Here is an 18,756-nt window from a genome sequence, read left to right as displayed (position 1 = left end):
CCAGGGCTGCCTGCTGCTCGGTGAGCTGGCCGGACTCCTCGAGCTCGAGGAGGCGGCGGCAGTACAGGAAGATAGAGGTCAGGTCCTGCAGCATGTCAGCGAGACGCTGCTGGATGATTTGGTTCTTCACCAACGGACGGCCGAACTGGACACGGCGCTGTGCGTAATCAAGCGCCTTCTCGTAGCAGTCAGTTGCCAGGCCCAGGGATGCCCACGCGACAGAGACGCGGGTGCCGGCGAGGACCTTCGCGCAGTCGCGGAAGGAGTTCGCGCCGGGCAGGCGGCGGTCGTCGGAAACGCGCACGTTGTTCAGCTTGATGTGCGCCTGCGGGATGCCACGCAGGGATGCCTTGCCGACGATCGTTTCCGCCTCGTAGCCCTCCTGGTCCTGGTCAACGATGAAGCCCTTGACCTGGCCGTCAGCGGTATCGCGTGCCCAGACGATAGCGATGTGGCCGACAGAGCCGTGGCCGATCCACTTCTTCTCGCCGTTGATGACCCACTCGTCGCCATCCTTCTCAGCGGTGGTCTCCAGAGCGATGGAATCAGAGCCGTGGTCCGGCTCGGTCAGTGCGAATGCGCCACGGATTTCCAGGTGGCACATCGGCTTGAGGTACTTGGCCTTCTGCTCTTCAGAGCCGCACATAGCGATGGACTGCATTGCCAGGCCAGCCTGGACGCCGAATGCGGTGCCCAAGGATGCGTCGACACGCGCGAATTCGAAAGCCATCAGGCGTGCAGCGCGCACGGACATGTGTGGCTCGCCCTCGATCTCGATGGCGTCGCGGAACAAGCCACGCTTGCCGGCTTCAGCGACGACAGGGATCTGGTACTCGGCCTTTTCCCAACCCTCGTTGATGTAGGGGCGGGCGAATTCGCCGAATTCGCGGGCCTTCTTCCACCACTCCAAGTCCTCGCCTTCGATGTCGGCGAATACCTGGTAGTAGTCGGTCTTCGGGTCCAGCAGATCGTGAACTGGGTTTTCAGCCATGATTCCCTCTTTCTTGGGTTCCGGGGGAAGGTTCCGCCCCGTGAAATGTGGAGCAAAACCATAACGCCTTTAATTGTGACTTAAGTCGCAGGTGTTTACAAACGAATTCGCGGCGATTTTTGTGGGGAATCTCGCACCTAATGCCACGAACTATTTCCCTCGGCCCAAGAAGGGGGTGTGGCTACGCGCTTAGGGGGATAAGGCGCAGGTCTTTGCGCAGAATCTTCCCTGTCGGATTTTTCGGAATTTCGTCGAGGAAGGTCACGGCGCGCACCTTCTTATAGGGGGTGACGCGCTCGGCAACCCAGTCCATGAGTTCGTCCTCGGTCAGCTCGGCTCCCTGTTGGAGGACGACGAATGCGCGCGGAATCTCAAGCCCGTCGCGGTCGACGCCGACCACGCCAACGTCGGCAATTGCTTCGTGGGTGAGCAGCAAGGCTTCGAGCTCGGCGGGGGCGACTTGGTAGCCCTTGTATTTGATGACTTCTTTCGCGCGGTCGACGATGTAGAAGAAGCCGTCTTCGTCGACTCGTGCCACGTCGCCGGTGCGTAGCCAGCCGCCCTCAATGAAGGTCTCGTTGGTGGCTTCTTCATTGTTGAGGTAGCCCTGCATCACCTGCGGGCCACGCACAAGCAGTTCGCCGGTTTCGCCGTGGGGTACATCCTGAAGGGTGTCGATGTCCACGATGCGGCATTCGGTGTTTGGAACGGGCAGTCCGATGGAGCCAGGGTTGTTCTCGCCTTTGATGCCGATATTCACGGCGGGAGATGTCTCAGTCATGCCGTAGCCTTGCACGCAGTCGGTGCTGAGGCGGCGTTCGACGGCACGCGCAACTTCTTCGTCGAGTGGCGCTGCGCCGGAGAACATGAGGCGGTTCGCGGCGAATGCTTCTGGTGTGACTGCGGGGTGCTTGGCCAGGGCGACGGCCATCGGTGGCGCGATGAAGGTCATTTCGATGTCGTGCTCGCCGTGCGCGTTGAGGAAAACCTCGAGGTCGAATTTCGGCATCGTATAGATATGGGAACGCTGCAGCATTGGGGTGAGCATGAGCGCGGACATGCCGTAGATATGTGAAAACGGCAGGGGGGAAAGGGTTTTCGTGTGTGGCCCGATGCCGTTTTTGTCTAGCACGTAGCGCGCTTGCAGCACATTTGAGGTGAGGTTGCTGTGGCTCAGCATGACGCCCTTGGGCATGCCGGTTGTTCCAGAGGAGAAGGGGACGGAGGCAAGTGCGCTGCCGTCGATGCGCACGTCAGGTGCGGGCAATTGCTTATCGACGATCCCCTCCAGCTCATAGTCCCACACATGCTTGTCGTGCCCGACGTCGGAAATGCCGATGAAGAAGTCTGCGCCGGCCATCTCGGAGATCTTCTCCACGTCGTCGTCATTCATCAGAACACCGATTGGGTTCACTGTCGCGCCGGCACGAAAGATGCCGAAGAGCGCTACCGCGAAGTTGATCGAGTTTGGGATCTGCAACGACACGACGCTGCCGGGCCCGATGCCGCGCTGCGCCAGGTAACCGGCGATCGCGTCGGCCTTGTCCTTGAGCTCGCCGTAGGTGATGGATTTTCCAGTGGTCAGCTCCGTGATTGCGGGGCGCGCGGCGTCGGCGGGGGTGAGGTCGTTGAAGATTTGCTCGTAGACCGTGCCGCCGAAGAGCTCGAGGTCGGGGTACGGGCTGGAGAAGATGGTGGTGGGGGAGGTCAAGGTGGCCGTCATGGCGCGTCTCCTTTCGCGTTCGCGGTATGTCACGTCCTGCCATGAAAGTTAGCTAGGCAAAACCTATTCACTATTGTGATGCGCGCCTCAGTACTTTGCATGGAAAAACGAAATAAATTTCATCTGGCGGTGTTTGCTCACGTCCAGGTACCCTTGCGGCCATGAAAGCTGGTTCTCTTGCCCTCGTCGCGGCCTTATCGTTGGCCGCGATTGTCCTCGCGTTCACTTCCCTTCCGCGTTGGGTGGCGTTGCTGCTGTTGGTGGCTGCAGGCGTGTTCCTGTTCATCGGGCTGCGCGACAAGTACCGCTACCGCGCGTACAGTGCCCGGGAGAGCGCGCCGATCGAGCTCGACGACGAACAGCGCGACACCGTCTCCCGTCTGAAGGGGGAGGGGCGCGAGGATTCTGCGATTCGCCAGGTGCAGTTGTGGTTCCGGAATACGAGCTACGACGAGGCGGCAGCTGTTGTGCGCGACATTGATTAGCAGGCGGTAGAGTTGAGGCCATGACTGAACGCACTCTGATTCTGATCAAGCCTGACGGTGTTGCTAATGGCCATGTTGGAGAGATCATCTCCCGTATCGAGCGCAAGGGCCTGAAGCTCGTCGAGATGGATCTGCGCACCGCAGATCGTGAGACCGCTGAGAAGCACTACGCAGAGCACAAGGACAAGCCGTTCTTTGGTGAGCTCGTGGACTTCATCACCTCTGCTCCGCTGGTCGCGGGCATTGTTGAGGGTGAGTCTGCGATTGCTGCTTGGCGTCAGCTAGCTGGTGGCACCCACCCGGTGGAGAAGGCCACCCCGGGCACGATCCGTGGCGATTTCGCTCTGACGGTCGGTGAGAATGTTGTTCACGGTTCCGATTCGCCGGAGTCCGCTGAGCGCGAGATCGCTATCTGGTTCCCGAACCTGTAAGTCGTTTTCGTTTCTAGCCCGCGCTACGTGCGCGGGCTTTTTTCATGCCTGTTTGTGCCCCCGAAAAATGAACGCCCCATGAATTGATTCCAAACAAACGTTGTAGGCCCCTGATTCCGGTTGCAGGCCTTTGGGTGAGCGCTGATCGTATGGTCCATGACTGAAAAGAATCTTCCTCGTCGTCGTTTCCTTGCCGGTTCGGCCGCTGCTGCCGCTGGCGCTGCTGTGGCTGGTGCTGCTCCGGCTAATGCGCAGTTGTCGTCGTCGCGGGCGTTGTCGTCGGCACGCTTGCCTCAGGCTCCGAAACCTGCTCCTTATGCAGCGTTCATGCATGGTGTGGCCTCGGGTGATCCGACGCCGGATTCGGTGATCATTTGGACGCGTGTCACCGTGTCGCCGGAGGCGATGCCGGGCTCTGGCGTGGGCCAGGATGTGGACGTGGAGTGGGAGGTTGCCACCGATCGTGAGTTCAAGCAGATCGTGCGTAGTGGCACCGAGCGCGTCACCGCGGCGACGGACCACACGGTGAAGGTGGATCCGCGCGGTCTGTTGCCTGCGACGGATTATTTCTACAGGTTCCGCTGGGACGACAATGTTTCGCCGGTGGGTGCGACGCACACTGCGCCGGCGTACACGGCGGATGTGGATGAATACAAGCTTGTCGTTGCGTCTTGCGCGAACTACGAGTGTGGCTATTTCACGGCGTACCGGGACATGGCGGAGCGTGCGGCAGCAGGCGAGATCGATCTGGTCGTCTTCCTCGGCGACTACATCTACGAGTACCCGACCGGCGAATACGCAGGCAAGAGTGGTGTTTCGCGTCCGCACCACCCGGCGCATGAGATTGTCACGCTGCAGGATTACCGTACTCGTTACGGCCGCTACCGCACTGATGCGCACCTGCAGGCGGCGCACGCAGCTGCACCGTGGGTGGTTGTGTGGGATGACCACGAGTCGGCGAACGACTCATGGAAGGGCGGCGCCGAGAACCACACCGAGGGCGAGGAAGGCTCCTGGAAGCAGCGTGAATCTGTCGCGCACCAAGCGTATTACGAGTGGTTGCCGGTGCGTGCGGTGCGCCCGTCGGAAGGCGGGCACATTTATCGCAGCTACCAGTTCGGCAACCTGTTGAAGCTCACGATGATGGATCTGCGCACATACCGCGACGAGCAGGTCAAGATGATCAGCCGCGACAAGGATAATCCGGATCGCAGCATGCTCGGTTCGGAGCAGTTCAACTGGGTCAAGGGTGAGGTTGAGACCGCGACCACCGCGTGGAATGTGCTGGGCAATTCTGTGATGGTGTCGCCGATGGAGATCGGTCATTTGCCGCCGACCAGCCAGGACAACCGCACTGCGAACCAGGCGCTGGACGAGTTCACGCAGTCCGCGGGGATCGCCGTGAACACCGACCAGTGGGATGGCTACGGCGCCGAGCGCGCACGGCTTTTCGACGTCCTGTCTGCCACCACCCCGCACACCCTCTTCCTTACCGGTGACATTCACTCTGAGTGGGCTCATTCGGTGCAGCACAATGGGAAAGAGATCGGTGCGGAGATGGTCTGTGCGTCGATTTCGGCGCCGAATGTGGATGAGATCGTCACCGGATTTACCAAGACGTACACCCCGGAAGATAACCGCATCACCCACCTGGTGGAGGGCGTGATGTACTCGGCGAATCCGTGGGTGAATCACGTGGACTTCGATTCCCACGGCTACGGCATCGCGCGGGTGTCCAAGGATAAGGTCGTGATGGATTTCTACCGGGTTTCTGATGTCGAGGATCCGGGCGCGTCGGCTCGTCTTGCGGTGTCGCGTACGTGGGTGCCGGGGCAGGGCTTCCAGGATTAAAACCCAGAAGGGTCCTCACCTGGGTCTTGTGCAGATGTACCAGTTCGTAATTCTGCGATAAGGCGTATACATTCCCTCTCGATACATAAGTTTATGTTGATTTGATGTTTCGAGAGGGGTGGCGCCAGGTGGCACCACGCGCTGAGCAGTCGCGGGCAGTGGCGAAGCGTCGCGCGATCCTGAAAGCAGCCACGGAATTGCTGTACAGCGAGGGACTTCGGGGAGTCACTCATCGAAATGTCGCTGCACGCGCTGGCGTGCCGGTCGGGTCGATCGGGTATTACTACTCCAATCGGGAACGGCTTTTGGCTACCTGCTTTGAAGATATTGCGGGGCGGCGGAGGGGATTCGTCGATAAGCAATTGGCAGAAGGCGTTGCGTCTGATGCGGGTCCGCTTGCGGAAATTGTTGTGCGCGTGATTGCTGGTGGCGACATTGTGCACATGAATGGCCTGGTCACTGCGACGGTGGATGCACAGCATGAGAGCCCGGAATTGCTTACTGAATTGGAAGAACACTGGCGCGGGGTGATTGAGTCGGTGCAGGCGGTGTTGGATGCGGCATCGTTTAGCGCGCTTGATGGGAAGCAAGTGGTGCGTTCCGTCATTGGTGCGGCGGTGTGCGTGATGATGCGCGGCAATGCTCCGGGCGCGCTGGTTGATGAGACTGAAACGATTTTGAATGAAGGGTCGGCCCTGCGCCACCCCTCTGCGTGAAAGCTGTGCCACAATGGGGCGCGAAGCATTCGGTCCCGAAGGTGGGGCGCGGACGCTTAAGAAGCTTTCATAATTCTTCCGCGCAATAAAGAGTTATTTTTCCGCTGTGCGGCGGCGGTGGCAAGGTCCACCAGCGCCCGGTGGATTAAACGTGCGTGGCAATTCAATAGGAGATTTCCGTGGCTGATAGCGACGAAACAACGACCACCCCGCGCAAGCGCCGGGCCACCAGCACCGCGAAGAAAACCGCGACGACCGCGAAGAAGGCGGTGAAGAAGGCCGCAAAGAAGACGGCGAAAAAGACAGTTAAGAAGTCCGCGAAGAAGGCGGCAAAGACAACCGCCAAGAAGACCGCGAAGAAGGCTGCGAAAAAGACCGCGCCGAAGGCGACACAGGAGGCTGCTGCGAAGCCGCAATTCGACCGCTCCCAATTCGGGGAGAAGACCCGCGTTTTCGTGTTGGCGAAGGCTTTGGGCATTACTTCGAAGGAACTGGTGATCAAGCTCAATGACTTGGGTTTGGTCAAGGTTGCGCAGTCGTCGTTGAGCAAGACTGAAGTCGAGCAGGTGCTCGATGCGCTGGAGGGTACGGCGGAAGCGCCGGCGAAGGACAGTGTGGATAACGCCGAGCAGGCGCAGCCCGCCGAGGCGCCGGATACGGAAGCTGATGAGAAGATCCGTCACCGCGTCCGCAAGGATGTTGAGAACGAGATTAATCAGATCGAAGAAAAGGTCGAGGCAGAGCTCCTCACCGATGTTGAGCCAGCCGTGACACCGGTTCCGGCTGAAGCTGAGGAGGCAGAGGACGCTGCGGAGATGTACACCCCGGTGTTCAAAGCACCGCGTGCTTCTCGACGTCGCGCCAGCCGCACCAGCTCCGCCGCCAAGGAGTCCCGCAGCACTGCACAAGACAGGAATAACAAGGGCAGCGAGGCCAAGCCAGACCGTTCGGAAAAGGATCAAGAGCCCGAGCAGGAGCTGATCCAGGAGCCGAAGGCGATCAAGGGATCGTCGCGTCTGGAGGCGCAGAGGCGTCGGAGGACGGAGCGTCGTCAGGAGGAGCGCAAGCGTTCCCGCGTGGTCTCTCAGGCGGAATTCTTGGCGCGCCGCGAGTCGGTGGAGCGCACGATGGTCGTGCGCGAGCGCAAGCGTCACGACGGCCCCGGCAACATCACCCAGGTCGGTGTCCTCGAAGATGGTCTGCTGGTGGAGCATTTCGTCGACTCGGATGAGAACGCGTCGATGATCGGCAATATCTACCTTGGTCGTGTGCAGAATGTGCTTCCGAGCATGGAAGCTGCCTTCATCGATATCGGGCAGGGGCGCAATGGCGTGCTCTATGCCGGCGAGGTGGACTGGAAGGCAGCAGGTCTGGGTGGCCGTTCCCGTCGCATTGAGCAGGCGCTGAAGTCCGGCGACCAGGTCTTGGTGCAGGTGACCAAGGATCCGGTGGGTCACAAGGGTGCGCGCCTGTCCACCCAGATTTCGCTGGCTGGTCGTTTCCTTGTTTATGTTCCGGGTGGACGCAGCGCGGGCATTTCCCGAAAGCTACCGGCACCGGAGCGCAAGCGTCTGAAGGATATTTTGGGCCGTGTCGTGCCTGGCAAGGGCGGCACGATCATCCGCACCGCCGCTGAGGGGGCACCGGAAGAGGCCATTGCTGCTGACGTGAATCGTCTGCATGCCCAGTGGGAAGCCATCCAGGAGGAAGCGGAGCAGGAAAAGGCGTCGAAGGGTGCGAAGCCTGTCACGCTCTACGAAGAGCCGCGCCTGCTGGTGAAGGTCGTCCGGGATCTGTTCAACGAGGACTTTGACTCGCTCGTCGTGGATGGCAAGAAGTCGTGGAATGTCGTGCACAGCTACGTGCAATCGGTCGCACCGGATCTTGTGGACCGGGTGGAGAAATTTGACCGTGGCGCCCACGACGGCCGCGACGCATTCGATGTGTACCGCGTCGATGAACAGATCCAGAAGGCTCTCTCGCGCACGGTGTGGCTGCCGTCGGGCGGTACGCTCGTGATCGACCGTACTGAGGCAATGACCGTCGTTGATGTGAACACCGGCAAGTTCACCGGCTCGGGCGGCTCGCTCGAGGAGACGGTGACCAGCAATAACCTCGAAGCCGCGGAAGAAATCGTTCGTCAGCTGCGTCTGCGCGATATCGGCGGCATGATCATCATCGATTTCATCGACATGATCCTCCCCGAAAACCAGGAGCTGGTGCTGCGTCGCCTCAAGGAAGCGCTTGGGCGCGACCGCACGCGCCACCAGGTCTCTGAGGTCACCTCGCTGGGTCTTGTCCAGCTCACCCGCAAGCGCCTGGGTACTGGGCTCGTGGAGACGTTCTCCACCAAGTGCGAGCACTGTGATGGTCGCGGCATCATCCTTACCGATGATCCGGTCGACCCTGATTCGACCCACCCGACGCACCGTTCCAATACTCGCAAGCCCAGCAACCACCCGGCTGCGAAGGCGATGGAAAAGCGCGGCAAGCAGGACAACGACGCGAAGAGCACAGAAGAGCTTATCGACGCCGTTGTGGCCGGCAACGACCATTCCTCCGACGAGGCTGATGCTCAGGAGACTGACAAGCCGAAGCGCAGCTCTTCGCGTCGCCGTGGTCGCCGTGGCGGCGGCCGCGGCAAGGGACGCGAACAGCAGCGTGAGTCGCAGCATCAGCAGCAGGACAAGCCGCGCGATGAGCGCGACCGGAAGGATGCGGAACGCGAGCAGCCGAAGCAGACTTATGAGGAAGCTGTTGCGGAATTTGAGAACTCGCCCCGCCGTAAGCGGAAGACGCGTGGGAACTCGAAGTCGGATCACCGCCCGGACCCGAAGCACTTCGAGGACATGTCCACCGAGGATGTCATCAGTGAAGCAAACGATGCACTAGCACTGGCAGAATCGGCGGCGCCAGTTGGCGGGGGCGAGTCGGCGAAGGCAACGAAGACGTCCACTTCCTCCACCACACGCAGTGGCGGACGCCGCCGTCGTCGTGCAACGCGCCGCACCATGTCGCAGCGCAGCCAGCAGGCAGGCCAGAAGACGGGCCAGAAGACGGGCCAGCAGGCCAGCCGACAGCGCACTCAGCAGGAGGCGAAGGCGACGTCGACAAGCAAAAGCTCTCGTGGGCGTCGTCGCGCGACGCGGAAGTCTGGCTAGCTGACGCTGCCCGCCAGCAGTTTGGTTTTTAGCTGGCGGGCGGTGTAGTCTTTGACAGTCGCTGTTTTGGGGCGCACCTTTTGCAATCACGCATGCACGCGAGGTGGCGACGTGAAATGAACGTCAACCCCCGAAACGCTTAAAAGAAGTATCCGATGGTTATCGGTGTCGTAGCATGCCGGCGCCGTTACGAGTTGAAGAAAGGGGTAACCCGCTATGTACGCGATCGTCAAGACCGGCGGCAAGCAGTACAAGGTTGCCGAAGGCGACCTCGTTCGGGTCGAGAAGATCGAGGGTGAAGCTGGCGATTCTGTGGCGCTCACCCCAGTTCTCCTCGTCGACGGCGCAAAGGTCACTTCCAAGGCTGACGACCTGGCTAAGGTCAACGTCTCCGCAGAGATCGTTGATCACGGCAAGGGCAAGAAGGTCGACATCCTGAAGTACAAGAACAAGACTGGTTACAAGGTGCGTCAGGGCCACCGTCAGCCCTTCACCACCGTGAAGATCACCGGTATCAAGTAAACCGAGACGTCCACTTAGGAGGCAACCACAATGGCAACCAAGAAGGGTGCATCGAGCTCCTCGAACGGCCGCGACTCCGAGTCCAAGCGCCTCGGCGTGAAGCGCTTCGGCGGCCAGCAGGTCAAGGCAGGCGAGATCCTCGTCCGTCAGCGCGGCACGAAATTCCACCCGGGCGACAATGTCGGCCGTGGCGGCGACGATACGCTGTTCGCTCTCGCAGCTGGCTCTGTCCAGTTCGGCATCAAGAAGAAGCGCCGCATCGTCAACATCATTCCGGCAGACGCAGAGGGCGTTTCCTCTGAGGTCCTCGAGGCCGCTAATGAGGCTGGCTTGGTCGACGACTCTGTCGTCGAGGAGAAGTCCGCTACCGCGTAACTTCGCGCAAACTTCATCGAACGCGCCGTGAGCCCACTTTCGGGTTCAACGGCGCGTTTGCTTATCGACGTCCGGTAGGCTTCCCCCAGACCCTAGAAAGGCAGGCACTCTCCATGGCACAGTTCGTTGACAAGGCAGTTTTGCACCTGCAAGCCGGCGACGGCGGCCACGGTTGCGTGTCCGTGCACCGCGAAAAATTCAAGCCACTCGGCGGACCTGATGGCGGTAACGGTGGCCATGGTGGGGACATCATTTTGGAGGTGTCCCCCCAGGTGCACACTTTGCTGGATTTCCAGTACCGCCCGCATATCAAGGCGAAGCGTGGCGGCAATGGTGAGGGCGATAATCGCAATGGTGCCCGCGGTGAGGATCTCGTACTGCCGGTTCCGGTGGGCACGGTCGTGCGTGATGAGAAGGGCAATATCCTTGCTGACCTTGTTGTGCCAGGCACGCGCTTCGTCGCTGCCGAGGGCGGCTACGGCGGTCTGGGCAATGCTGCTCTGGCTACGGCGAAGCGCAAGGCTCCCGGTTTCGCACTGAAGGGTGAGCCAGGTCAGGCGCACGATCTGATTCTTGAGCTGAAATCCATGGCGGATGTTGGCCTCGTGGGCTTCCCATCGGCGGGCAAGTCCTCGTTGATTTCCGTGCTGTCTGCTGCGAAGCCCAAGATCGCGGACTACCCGTTCACCACACTGCAGCCGAATCTCGGCGTGGTGGACCTGGGCAACGATGCTTTCACCATCGCTGATGTCCCGGGCCTGATCCCAGGGGCGAGCCAGGGCAAGGGTTTGGGCTTGGACTTTTTGCGCCACATTGAGCGCACGGCCGTGCTTGCTCACATCGTGGATACCGCGACGATGGAACCTGGGCGCGACCCGCAGTCGGATATTGAGGCGCTCGAGGCCGAGCTCGACTCTTATGCCGACCAACTGGACCACGACTCAGGTTTGGGTGATCTGCGTGAGCGTCCGCGCATCATCGTGCTGAATAAGGTTGATGTCCCGGAAGCGAAGGAGCTCGCTGAATTCCTGCGTGATGACCTCGCGGAGGCATTCGACTGGCCGATCTACATGATCTCTACCGCGACCCGCGAAGGGCTCGATGAGCTGAAGTGGGCGCTGTGGGAGGTCGTCCAAGCCGCGCGCAAGGCCCAGCCGAAGGTCAAGCAGGAAGCTGCGAAGCACCAGATCATTCGTCCGAAGGCAGTGGACCGCAACGATGGCATCGAGGTCATTCCCGATCCGATGTACCCGGGCGGTTGGTTGGTCACCGGCGAGAAGGCCGAGCGTTGGATCCGTCAGACCGACTTCGAGAACGACGAGGCAGTCGGCTACTTGTCGGACCGCCTGAATAAGGCGGGCGTGGAAGATCAGCTGCGCAAGATTGGCGCGCACGAGGGCGACACGGTCACTATCGGTGAGATCTCGTTCGATTGGGAGCCGTCGATCGGCGGCGATCCGACCTTGGCTGGCCGCGGCCAAGACGCACGCCTGGGCGGCACCGACCGCATGTCCGCCGCGGAACGCAAGCGCGCATCGCAGGTACGTCGCGGACTTATCGACGAATACGATTACGGCGACGACCTCCTTTCCCGCGAAGAAGCCGACCGCGAACGGTGGCAGGGCTAATGGCAGCGCTGCGGGAAGAAATCGCGGGGGCGCGGAAGATCGTCGTCAAGCTTGGTACGAGCTCGCTTGTCGACGACACGTCCGCTGTCTCCCAAGCCAAAATCGACCGCATCGTCGACGCGATCGAAGCCCGGATTGCCCGTGGCTGCGATGTGATCGTGGTGTCATCCGGCGCTATCGCCGCGGGCATGACCCCACTGGGGCTATCGACGCGACCGCAGGACCTGGCGACGAAGCAGGCTGCGGCGTCGGTGGGGCAGATCCACTTGGCGCAGTCCTGGGGTCAGTCTTTTGCGCGATATGGGCGCACGATCGGGCAGGTGCTGCTCACACAGTCTGATGCTGGCGTGCGTGAGCGTGCCCGCAATGCACAGCGCACGATTGATCGGCTGCGACAGATGGGCGCGGTGCCGATCGTGAATGAGAATGACACCGTGGCAACATCGGAGATGCGCTTCGGCGACAACGACCGCCTTTCCGCGATCGTGGCTACGCTGACCTCGGCTGATGCTCTTGTCTTGCTCTCGGACGTGGATGGCCTCTACGACCGTAATCCCTCAGATCCTGGCGCGACCTTCGTTTCCGAGGTGCATTCCGGCAAGGACCTGGAAGGCATCGTCGCGGGCGATGGTGGCGTTTTCGGCACTGGCGGAATGGCCTCGAAGGTCTCCGCTGCGCGCTTAGCCACCCGTGGTGGCGTGCCCGTGCTGCTCACCTCTGCCGAGAAAATCGAAGACGCGCTCGGCGACGCCGCGGTGGGCACCGTCTTCCATACCCGCCCCGAATCGCGTTTGTCGGCCTGGAAATTCTGGGTGCTCTACGCCGCTGATGCGGAAGGTGTTCTGCGTCTTGATGAAGGCGCAGTCAAAGCCGTCACCCGCGGCGGCACGAGCTTGCTCGCCGTGGGCATTACCGGTGTGGAAGGCGATTTCCATGCAGGCGACATCGTGGAGATCCTCGGCCCCGATGGCGCCGCGATCGGCCGTGGCGTGGTTGGCTATGACGCCACCCAGCTCACCGGCATGCTTGGCAAACACACCGCCGAATTACCGGAAGATCAGCGCCGCTCGGTGGTGCACGCGGACTACCTGTCCAATTACGCCTCTAGGCTGTAGGGCATGAAGTTCACGATTTTGCCTGAACCCTGGTCCCGCACAGTCGACGAACTTGAAGGCCAGGGTCACCAACACGTCGCGCTGGATGAGAACCCTGATGTGCTTATCTACCACGGCGGTGCTGAGCAATTTCCGGAGCAGCTGCCGGACAGCATCCAATTCGCGCAGTTCGCCTGGGCGGGAATTGATGCGCTCGATAGCGCAGGGATTCTGAAGAGCTCCGGCATTCGTTGGGCGAATGCTGCCGGACTGTACGATGCACCGGTCGCTGAGACCACCCTTGCGCTAATGCTCGCGGCATTGCACCAATTTAAGCGCGTCACCCCGGATGGCTCGACGACACAGTCGATGCACGAAGAAACCCGGTACCTCTTTGAGGACATGACAGTGGCGATCATCGGTGCGGGCGGGATCGGTAAGAAGCTGATCGAATTCCTCGCCCCGTTCCAGACAGAGATCATCGCCGTGAATCGTTCCGGTCGTCCGGTCGAGGGTGCCGGTGAAACCATTCCGATGCACGAAGCCGAAGACGTGTGGGGTCGTGCCGATGTGGTGGTTCTGCTCACCCCACTCACCGCTGCGACCCGTGGCATGGTCAATGCTGACGTATTGCACAAGATGAAGCAGACCGCAGTACTAGTCAACGTGGGACGCGGACCGCTCGTGGTCACCGACGACCTCGTTGCAGCTCTGCGTGACGGCACGATCGCCGGTGCAGCTCTGGATGTCACTGACCCAGAGCCGCTGCCTGCCGACCATGCGCTTTGGCTGGAAAACCGCTGCCTGATCACCCCGCATGTCGCCAGTACACAGCGATTCGGTGAGGAACGGATTGGCAAGCAGATTCTCGAAAATTGGGAAGCACTCCAGCGTGGCGAACAGATGCCCACCGAAGTTGACGTGGAGCAGGGGTACTAAACGCTAGGATCGACCTCCATGAGCGAGACAACTGCCCGTGAAGAGGTCCTGTCCAAAGCGCGCGCCGCGAAACAGGTAGCGCCCATCCTGGCCACGCTTTCAACGCCAGTAAAGGACGCGGTGCTGCTTGCCGCCGCCGATGAGCTCATTGCGCGGACAGAAGAGATTCTCGTCGCGAACCAGAAAGACATCGAGGACGGAAAAGCGAACGGATTGAGCGAATCGCTCATCGACCGGCTCGCGCTCGACGCCGCGCGCATCGAAGACATCGCGGGCGGACTGTGCCAAGTCGCGTCGCTGAAGGACCCCGTCGGGGAGGTGCTGCGTGGTGGGCTGATGCCAAATGGCATCGCGATGAAGCAGGTCCGCGTCCCGCTCGGTGTGATGGGAATGGTCTACGAGGCGCGCCCGAATGTCACGGTCGACGCGTTCGGCCTCGCGCTCAAATCGGGCAACGTGGCGCTGTTGCGCGGTTCGAAATCGGCACGTCATTCGAACCAGGCACTCGTAGAGATCCTCCAGGACGTCGCGGCGAACCACGACCTGCCACGCGAGATCGTCCAGTTGTTGCCTTGCGACAGCCACGATTCGGTGAAGGATTTGATCACCGCGCGCGGTCTCGTCGACGTTGTTATTCCGCGCGGTTCCGCTCGCCTCATCGACACGGTCGTCACCGGTGCCACTGTGCCGGCCATCGAGACGGGCACGGGCAATTGCCACTTCTACATCGACGTCGACGCGGACCTCGACCAAGCCATCGCCATGTTGCTCAACGGCAAGACACGTCGCTGCTCGGTGTGCAACGCGACTGAAACAGCGCTTATCGACGCCGCCCTTAACCCCGAAGACCAACTCCGCATCATCACCGAGCTGCAGGAAAATGGGGTGAGGGTGCATGGGGACGTCGATAAGCTTGCTGCTTTGGGTGCGGAAGATGTCATTGCCGCAACCGAAGAGGACTGGTCCGACGAATATTTGTCCATGGACATCGCCGTGCAGATCGTCGACGGCGTGGACGGTGCGATCGCGCACATCGCGCGTTACACCTCCGGGCACACTGAAGCGATCGCCTCACTGAATGCGTACACGTGCCAGAAATTCGCCGCCGAGGTCGACGCCGCCGCGGTGATGATCAATGCTTCGACCGCGTTCACGGACGGCGAACAGTATGGCATGGGTGCGGAGATCGGGATCTCCACACAGAAACTTCACGCACGTGGCCCGATGGCTCTGCCGGAGCTGACCAGCACGAAGTGGATTCTGGAAGGAACAGGACAGACGAGGGATTAAATCCCCCTCTTGGTTGTTAAGGCAAGTACGTTAAGATAACCGTGAAGATAAGTGGGTAGAGGCTCTGAAGAGTCGTAAATTGCCTGTTCACAGGCTTCCTCAACGGAGAAAGAAGTGGGTATGCGTTTCGCACCGATGGCTGTAGCGGCAACGATCGCACTGGCAAGCACTGTGTCTACAGGCGCAGTTGCGGACGCGAAGGAACCGTCTCCGGATATGCCCTCCGCCGTATGTCTCAACGGCGAGTTGCACGTGAAGATCAACGATAAATACCAAAAGGTCGAGGAAAAGGGCTCCTCACGCACCTGCAAAACCGGCTCTTCGTTCAAGATCGAACAGCAACAGAATCGGTCGAGCTACGTGGCCAGCTGGTTCTTTCCACTGATGGCTACGTTCCTGACGATCGTTAGTCTCATCACCCTGTGGAAGAAATTCTTCCCAACGGGCAAGCTGACGGTGTACTACCCGCCGATTCAGAATCTCCTCCCATGACCCGAACTGATGCCGCTGCGGCATTCCCCACGGAAACGCCTCCTGAACCGCACGTGACCCCACGCCGCATCGGCATTATGGGCGGCACATTTGATCCGATCCACAACGGCCACCTCGTCGCGGCTAGCGAAGTCGCTGACGTATTCAACCTGGACGAAGTAGTTTTCGTCCCTACCGGTCAACCGTGGCAAAAAGCAGACCGCAATGTCTCGGACGCTGAAGATCGCTATTTGATGACCGTGATCGCCACCGCCTCCAACCCCCGCTTCCATGTCTCTCGCGTAGACATTGACCGTGGGGGAGACACCTACACGGTGGACACGTTGAAAGACATGGCGCAGCTCTACCCGAACGATGAGTTGTTCTTCATCACCGGCGCCGATGCACTGGCCTCGATCATGTCGTGGCATCACTGGGAGAAGATGTTCGACCTCGCCGAATTTGTCGGTGTGACACGCCCCGGCTACGAACTCACCGAGGACATGCTGCCCGAAGTCCACCGCGATCGGACCCACCTGATCAAGATTCCCGCGATGGCGATCTCGTCCACGGACTGCCGTGAGCGCGCATCGCAGGGGCGACCGGTGTGGTACTTGGTGCCGGATGGCGTGGTGCAGTACATCGCGAAGAACGAGATGTACTCCTAGCCTCAACTGGCATATTGTCCCTCTGTCATGGGACAATGCACTGGTTCACTCTGCTCCATTCCCAGTACAGAAGGATCTGCTCGTTTGACTGCTTCGGATACTGCCCGCGAACTGGCCATTATTGCTGCTAAAGCCGCTGATGAGAGGCTTGGGCGCGATATCGCCGTCATTGATGTCACCGACGTCATGGCGATCACTGATGTCTTTGTCGTCATCTCTGCTGATAATGAGCGCCAAGTGGCCGCTGTTGTCGAAGAGGTCGAGGATGCGCTGACGAAGGCGGGAGCGGAGCCGAAGCGTCGTGAAGGTAACCGCGAATTCCGCTGGGTGCTGCTGGATTACGGAACCTTCGTTGTGCATGTTCAGCGCGATGCTGAGCGTGAGTTCTACGGCCTGGACCGCCTGTACGCTGACTGCCCGCTCATCGAGGTCGAAGGCGTGGAGCCACCGGCTCGTCCTGGGCAGTTCGGTGATGAGACGGATGTGCGCTCCCTGGACAATATCGAGGATCTTCCGCTCGCCGGCGAAGGCCCAAGCAACGACGATTTCTAAAGCGCCATGAACCGACGTTTGATCATGATGCGGCACGGCCAGACCACCTATAACGCTGGTCGCCGTATGCAGGGACAGCTGGATACCAAGCTATCCAGCGAAGGGCTTTCTCAGGCCCACACCGCCGCTAATTGGGTGGTCGGCATGGGAATCACCAAGATCATTTCGTCGGATTTGAGCCGTGCCCGCACCACCGCGGAGATCATCGGTGAGAAACTCGGCCTCGATGTCGAGCTCGATCCACGTCTGAGGGAGACCCACCTGGGTGCCTGGCAGGGATTGACGCACCAGGAAGTCGACGAATCTTTCGTTGGTGCGCGTGCCGCGTGGCGCCATGATCCAGCGTGGGCACCGCCGGAGGGGGAGTCGCGGTTGGATGTGGCGGAAAGGGCACGGCCGGTCGTCGATAAGCTCATGTGCGATGCGGACTGGGACGATTCTGCTGTGCTGTTGGTTGCACACGGTGGCACGATTTCGGCGTTGACGTCGAATCTGCTGGGCTTGGAACATTCCCAGTATCCGCTGCTCAAAGGGCTGAATAACACACATACTTCGCAGCTTTCCGCCCGCCCTCGCTTGGGTGGCGACGGCTCCTGGGACGACGCGCAGTGGTACTTGGAAGCGTGGAACCAGGGGGCGGTGAGCTGATGAGCGTGCGCATCGTCACCGATTCTTCCTCGGGCATCCCGGCGGACCTCGCCGACGAACTGGGCATCACCGTGCTGGACCTGCACGTGATGGAAGATGAGGAAGTGTCCACCTCCGGGCTGAGCTCTCTCGAGCTCGCCGCGGCTTATGCGCGTCAGCTGGAACGCGGCGGCGACGATGGGATCGTGGCGCTGCACCTGTCCAAACGGCTCTCGTCGACGTGGTCAGCGGGCGTGAGCGCGTCGGCTGTATTCGATGATGCCGTGCGCGTTGTGGACACCGATTCCGCTGGCATGGCGGTTGGCGCGGCCGCGATCGTGGCGGCCTCTTTCGCACGCGCGGGTGCGAACCTCGACGGGTGCGCGGCAGCAGCCGAAGCAACCCTCGCCATGTCGGAGACCTGGCTTTACCTGCGCCAACTCGACGACATGCGCAAATCCGGACGATTGTCCGCGACCACTGCCATGCTGTCTGCGGCTTTGTTGGCCACCAAGCCGATCCTGCGCGTCAACGACGGAAAGCTGGAATTGGCGATCAAGACACGCACACAATCCAAGGCATTCACGAAGCTGGTCAACCACGTTGTCGAGCACGCCAGCGGGAACCCTGTTTTCGCCGCGATCCAGTACAGCGAAGACGAAGACAGCGCCCAAACCTTGGCTGAAATGCTTGAAGAAGAGCTGGTTGACGGCTCCAGCGTTGAGCTTTTCCCTTTGACCGCCGCCGTGGCTGCACACACCGGCGAAGGGGCGATCGCGCTGTCGGTGTTCTACACCGGCACGGAGAATTCCACAGCTAGCTGATTTATCCACAGCGCCGCACTTGAGAGGCTGCGGGTGAATGCCTGCGCGTCTTAGCGTGAGCGCCATGAAGGTATCGCAGCGTCTCGCCGAACTCACCCGCCCGACAGGGGAAGAAGACCTCTTGGCGGTCGAATACCCCGAACCACGTCTCAAGATCGCGCCTAAGCAGGCTGCGGCCGTCGTGGGCGTCGTTTTTGTACTCATCGCCGCGTGGTTCTTCGCGCGCGGCAGCGATGAGTCCGAGCCCCAGTGGGAGGCCACTGAAGCAGCGCCAGCCACGGTGGTGGTCTCGGTCGTGGGGGCCGTTGCGCACCCAGGCCTTGTCACGCTTGACGACGGCGCCCGCATCGCCGACGCCCTCGATCACGCCCAACCACTCCCGGAGGCTGAGCTGCTCAGCCTCAACCT

The 18,756-nt window shown here is 60.8% G+C and carries 18 protein-coding genes and 1 pseudogene; 17 read left to right on the top strand and 2 right to left on the bottom strand.

From position 1 onward, the window contains the following. Together Q0X21_RS08420 and Q0X21_RS08415 are read right to left on the bottom strand one after the other, a co-directional pair. On the bottom strand, positions 1-991 hold a 991-nt coding region (locus Q0X21_RS08420), incomplete at its 3' end, for an acyl-CoA dehydrogenase family protein (protein ID WP_297851458.1). 181 nt (positions 992-1,172) lie between these two features. After that, positions 1,173-2,714, bottom strand: coding sequence for an AMP-binding protein (locus Q0X21_RS08415; RefSeq protein ID WP_297851457.1), 1,542 nt, complete (start codon positions 2,712-2,714; stop codon positions 1,173-1,175). A 161-nt stretch (positions 2,715-2,875) separates the two neighbouring features. Here Q0X21_RS08415 and Q0X21_RS08410 point away from each other — a divergent pair, with 161 nt between their 5' ends. The 17 genes and pseudogenes from Q0X21_RS08410 to Q0X21_RS08330 form a co-directional block, all read left to right on the top strand. After that, entirely contained in the window at positions 2,876-3,199 is a 324-nt protein-coding gene (locus tag Q0X21_RS08410; RefSeq protein WP_297851456.1) for a hypothetical protein, read from the top strand. A 20-nt stretch (positions 3,200-3,219) separates the two neighbouring features. Continuing rightward, a complete protein-coding gene (gene ndk, locus Q0X21_RS08405) occupies positions 3,220-3,630 on the top strand; it encodes a nucleoside-diphosphate kinase (protein ID WP_087117669.1) in 411 nt (136 codons plus the stop codon). Positions 3,631-3,786: 156 nt separating this feature from the next. After that, entirely contained in the window at positions 3,787-5,481 is a 1,695-nt protein-coding gene (locus Q0X21_RS08400; RefSeq protein WP_297851455.1) for an alkaline phosphatase, read from the top strand. A gap of 128 nt (positions 5,482-5,609) precedes the next feature. Further along, on the top strand, positions 5,610-6,197 hold the full coding sequence (locus Q0X21_RS08395) for a TetR/AcrR family transcriptional regulator (protein WP_297851454.1): 588 nt from the start codon (positions 5,610-5,612) through the stop codon (positions 6,195-6,197). A gap of 179 nt (positions 6,198-6,376) precedes the next feature. Then, positions 6,377-9,358, top strand: a complete 2,982-nt coding sequence (locus Q0X21_RS08390; protein ID WP_297851453.1) for a translation initiation factor IF-2 N-terminal domain-containing protein — start codon at positions 6,377-6,379, stop codon at positions 9,356-9,358. A gap of 216 nt (positions 9,359-9,574) precedes the next feature. Further along, a complete protein-coding gene (gene rplU, locus Q0X21_RS08385; RefSeq protein WP_297851452.1) occupies positions 9,575-9,880 on the top strand; it encodes a 50S ribosomal protein L21 in 306 nt (101 codons plus the stop codon). 30 nt (positions 9,881-9,910) lie between these two features. Next, positions 9,911-10,255, top strand: coding sequence for a 50S ribosomal protein L27 (gene rpmA / locus Q0X21_RS08380; RefSeq protein ID WP_297851451.1), 345 nt, complete (start codon positions 9,911-9,913; stop codon positions 10,253-10,255). 113 nt (positions 10,256-10,368) lie between these two features. Continuing rightward, positions 10,369-11,883, top strand: a complete 1,515-nt coding sequence (gene obgE, locus Q0X21_RS08375; RefSeq protein WP_297851450.1) for a GTPase ObgE — start codon at positions 10,369-10,371, stop codon at positions 11,881-11,883. Then, positions 11,883-12,998, top strand: a complete 1,116-nt coding sequence (gene proB, locus Q0X21_RS08370; RefSeq protein WP_297851449.1) for a glutamate 5-kinase — start codon at positions 11,883-11,885, stop codon at positions 12,996-12,998. The genes obgE and proB overlap by 1 nt, the downstream gene beginning before the upstream one ends. A gap of 3 nt (positions 12,999-13,001) precedes the next feature. Beyond that, entirely contained in the window at positions 13,002-13,916 is a 915-nt protein-coding gene (locus tag Q0X21_RS08365; RefSeq protein ID WP_297851448.1) for a D-isomer specific 2-hydroxyacid dehydrogenase family protein, read from the top strand. A gap of 18 nt (positions 13,917-13,934) precedes the next feature. Next, positions 13,935-15,206, top strand: a complete 1,272-nt coding sequence (locus Q0X21_RS08360) for a glutamate-5-semialdehyde dehydrogenase (protein ID WP_297851447.1) — start codon at positions 13,935-13,937, stop codon at positions 15,204-15,206. A gap of 120 nt (positions 15,207-15,326) precedes the next feature. Then, on the top strand, positions 15,327-15,698 hold the full coding sequence (locus Q0X21_RS08355; RefSeq protein ID WP_297851446.1) for a hypothetical protein: 372 nt from the start codon (positions 15,327-15,329) through the stop codon (positions 15,696-15,698). Next, positions 15,695-16,345 carry a nicotinate-nucleotide adenylyltransferase gene (gene nadD / locus Q0X21_RS08350; protein WP_297851445.1) on the top strand — a complete coding sequence of 217 codons (651 nt, stop codon included), beginning with the start codon at positions 15,695-15,697 and terminating at the stop codon, positions 16,343-16,345. Before Q0X21_RS08355 ends, nadD begins: the two co-directional genes overlap by 4 nt. An 84-nt stretch (positions 16,346-16,429) precedes the next feature. After that, a complete protein-coding gene (gene rsfS, locus Q0X21_RS08345; RefSeq protein ID WP_297851444.1) occupies positions 16,430-16,897 on the top strand; it encodes a ribosome silencing factor in 468 nt (155 codons plus the stop codon). Between the two features lie 6 nt (positions 16,898-16,903). Then, positions 16,904-17,545, top strand: coding sequence for a histidine phosphatase family protein (locus tag Q0X21_RS08340; protein WP_297851443.1), 642 nt, complete (start codon positions 16,904-16,906; stop codon positions 17,543-17,545). Continuing rightward, on the top strand, positions 17,545-18,348 hold the full coding sequence (locus Q0X21_RS08335; RefSeq protein ID WP_297851442.1) for a DegV family protein: 804 nt from the start codon (positions 17,545-17,547) through the stop codon (positions 18,346-18,348). The genes Q0X21_RS08340 and Q0X21_RS08335 overlap by 1 nt, the downstream gene beginning before the upstream one ends. A gap of 64 nt (positions 18,349-18,412) precedes the next feature. Continuing rightward, positions 18,413-18,756, top strand: a pseudogene (locus Q0X21_RS08330) (ComEA family DNA-binding protein); the annotation flags it as partial.

It is taken from the genome of uncultured Corynebacterium sp., from assembly GCF_947253065.1.
Taxonomy (GTDB): domain Bacteria; phylum Actinomycetota; class Actinomycetes; order Mycobacteriales; family Mycobacteriaceae; genus Corynebacterium.
Note: the sequence above shows the minus strand (reverse complement) of the source record. Positions and strands in the feature narration are given on the sequence as shown.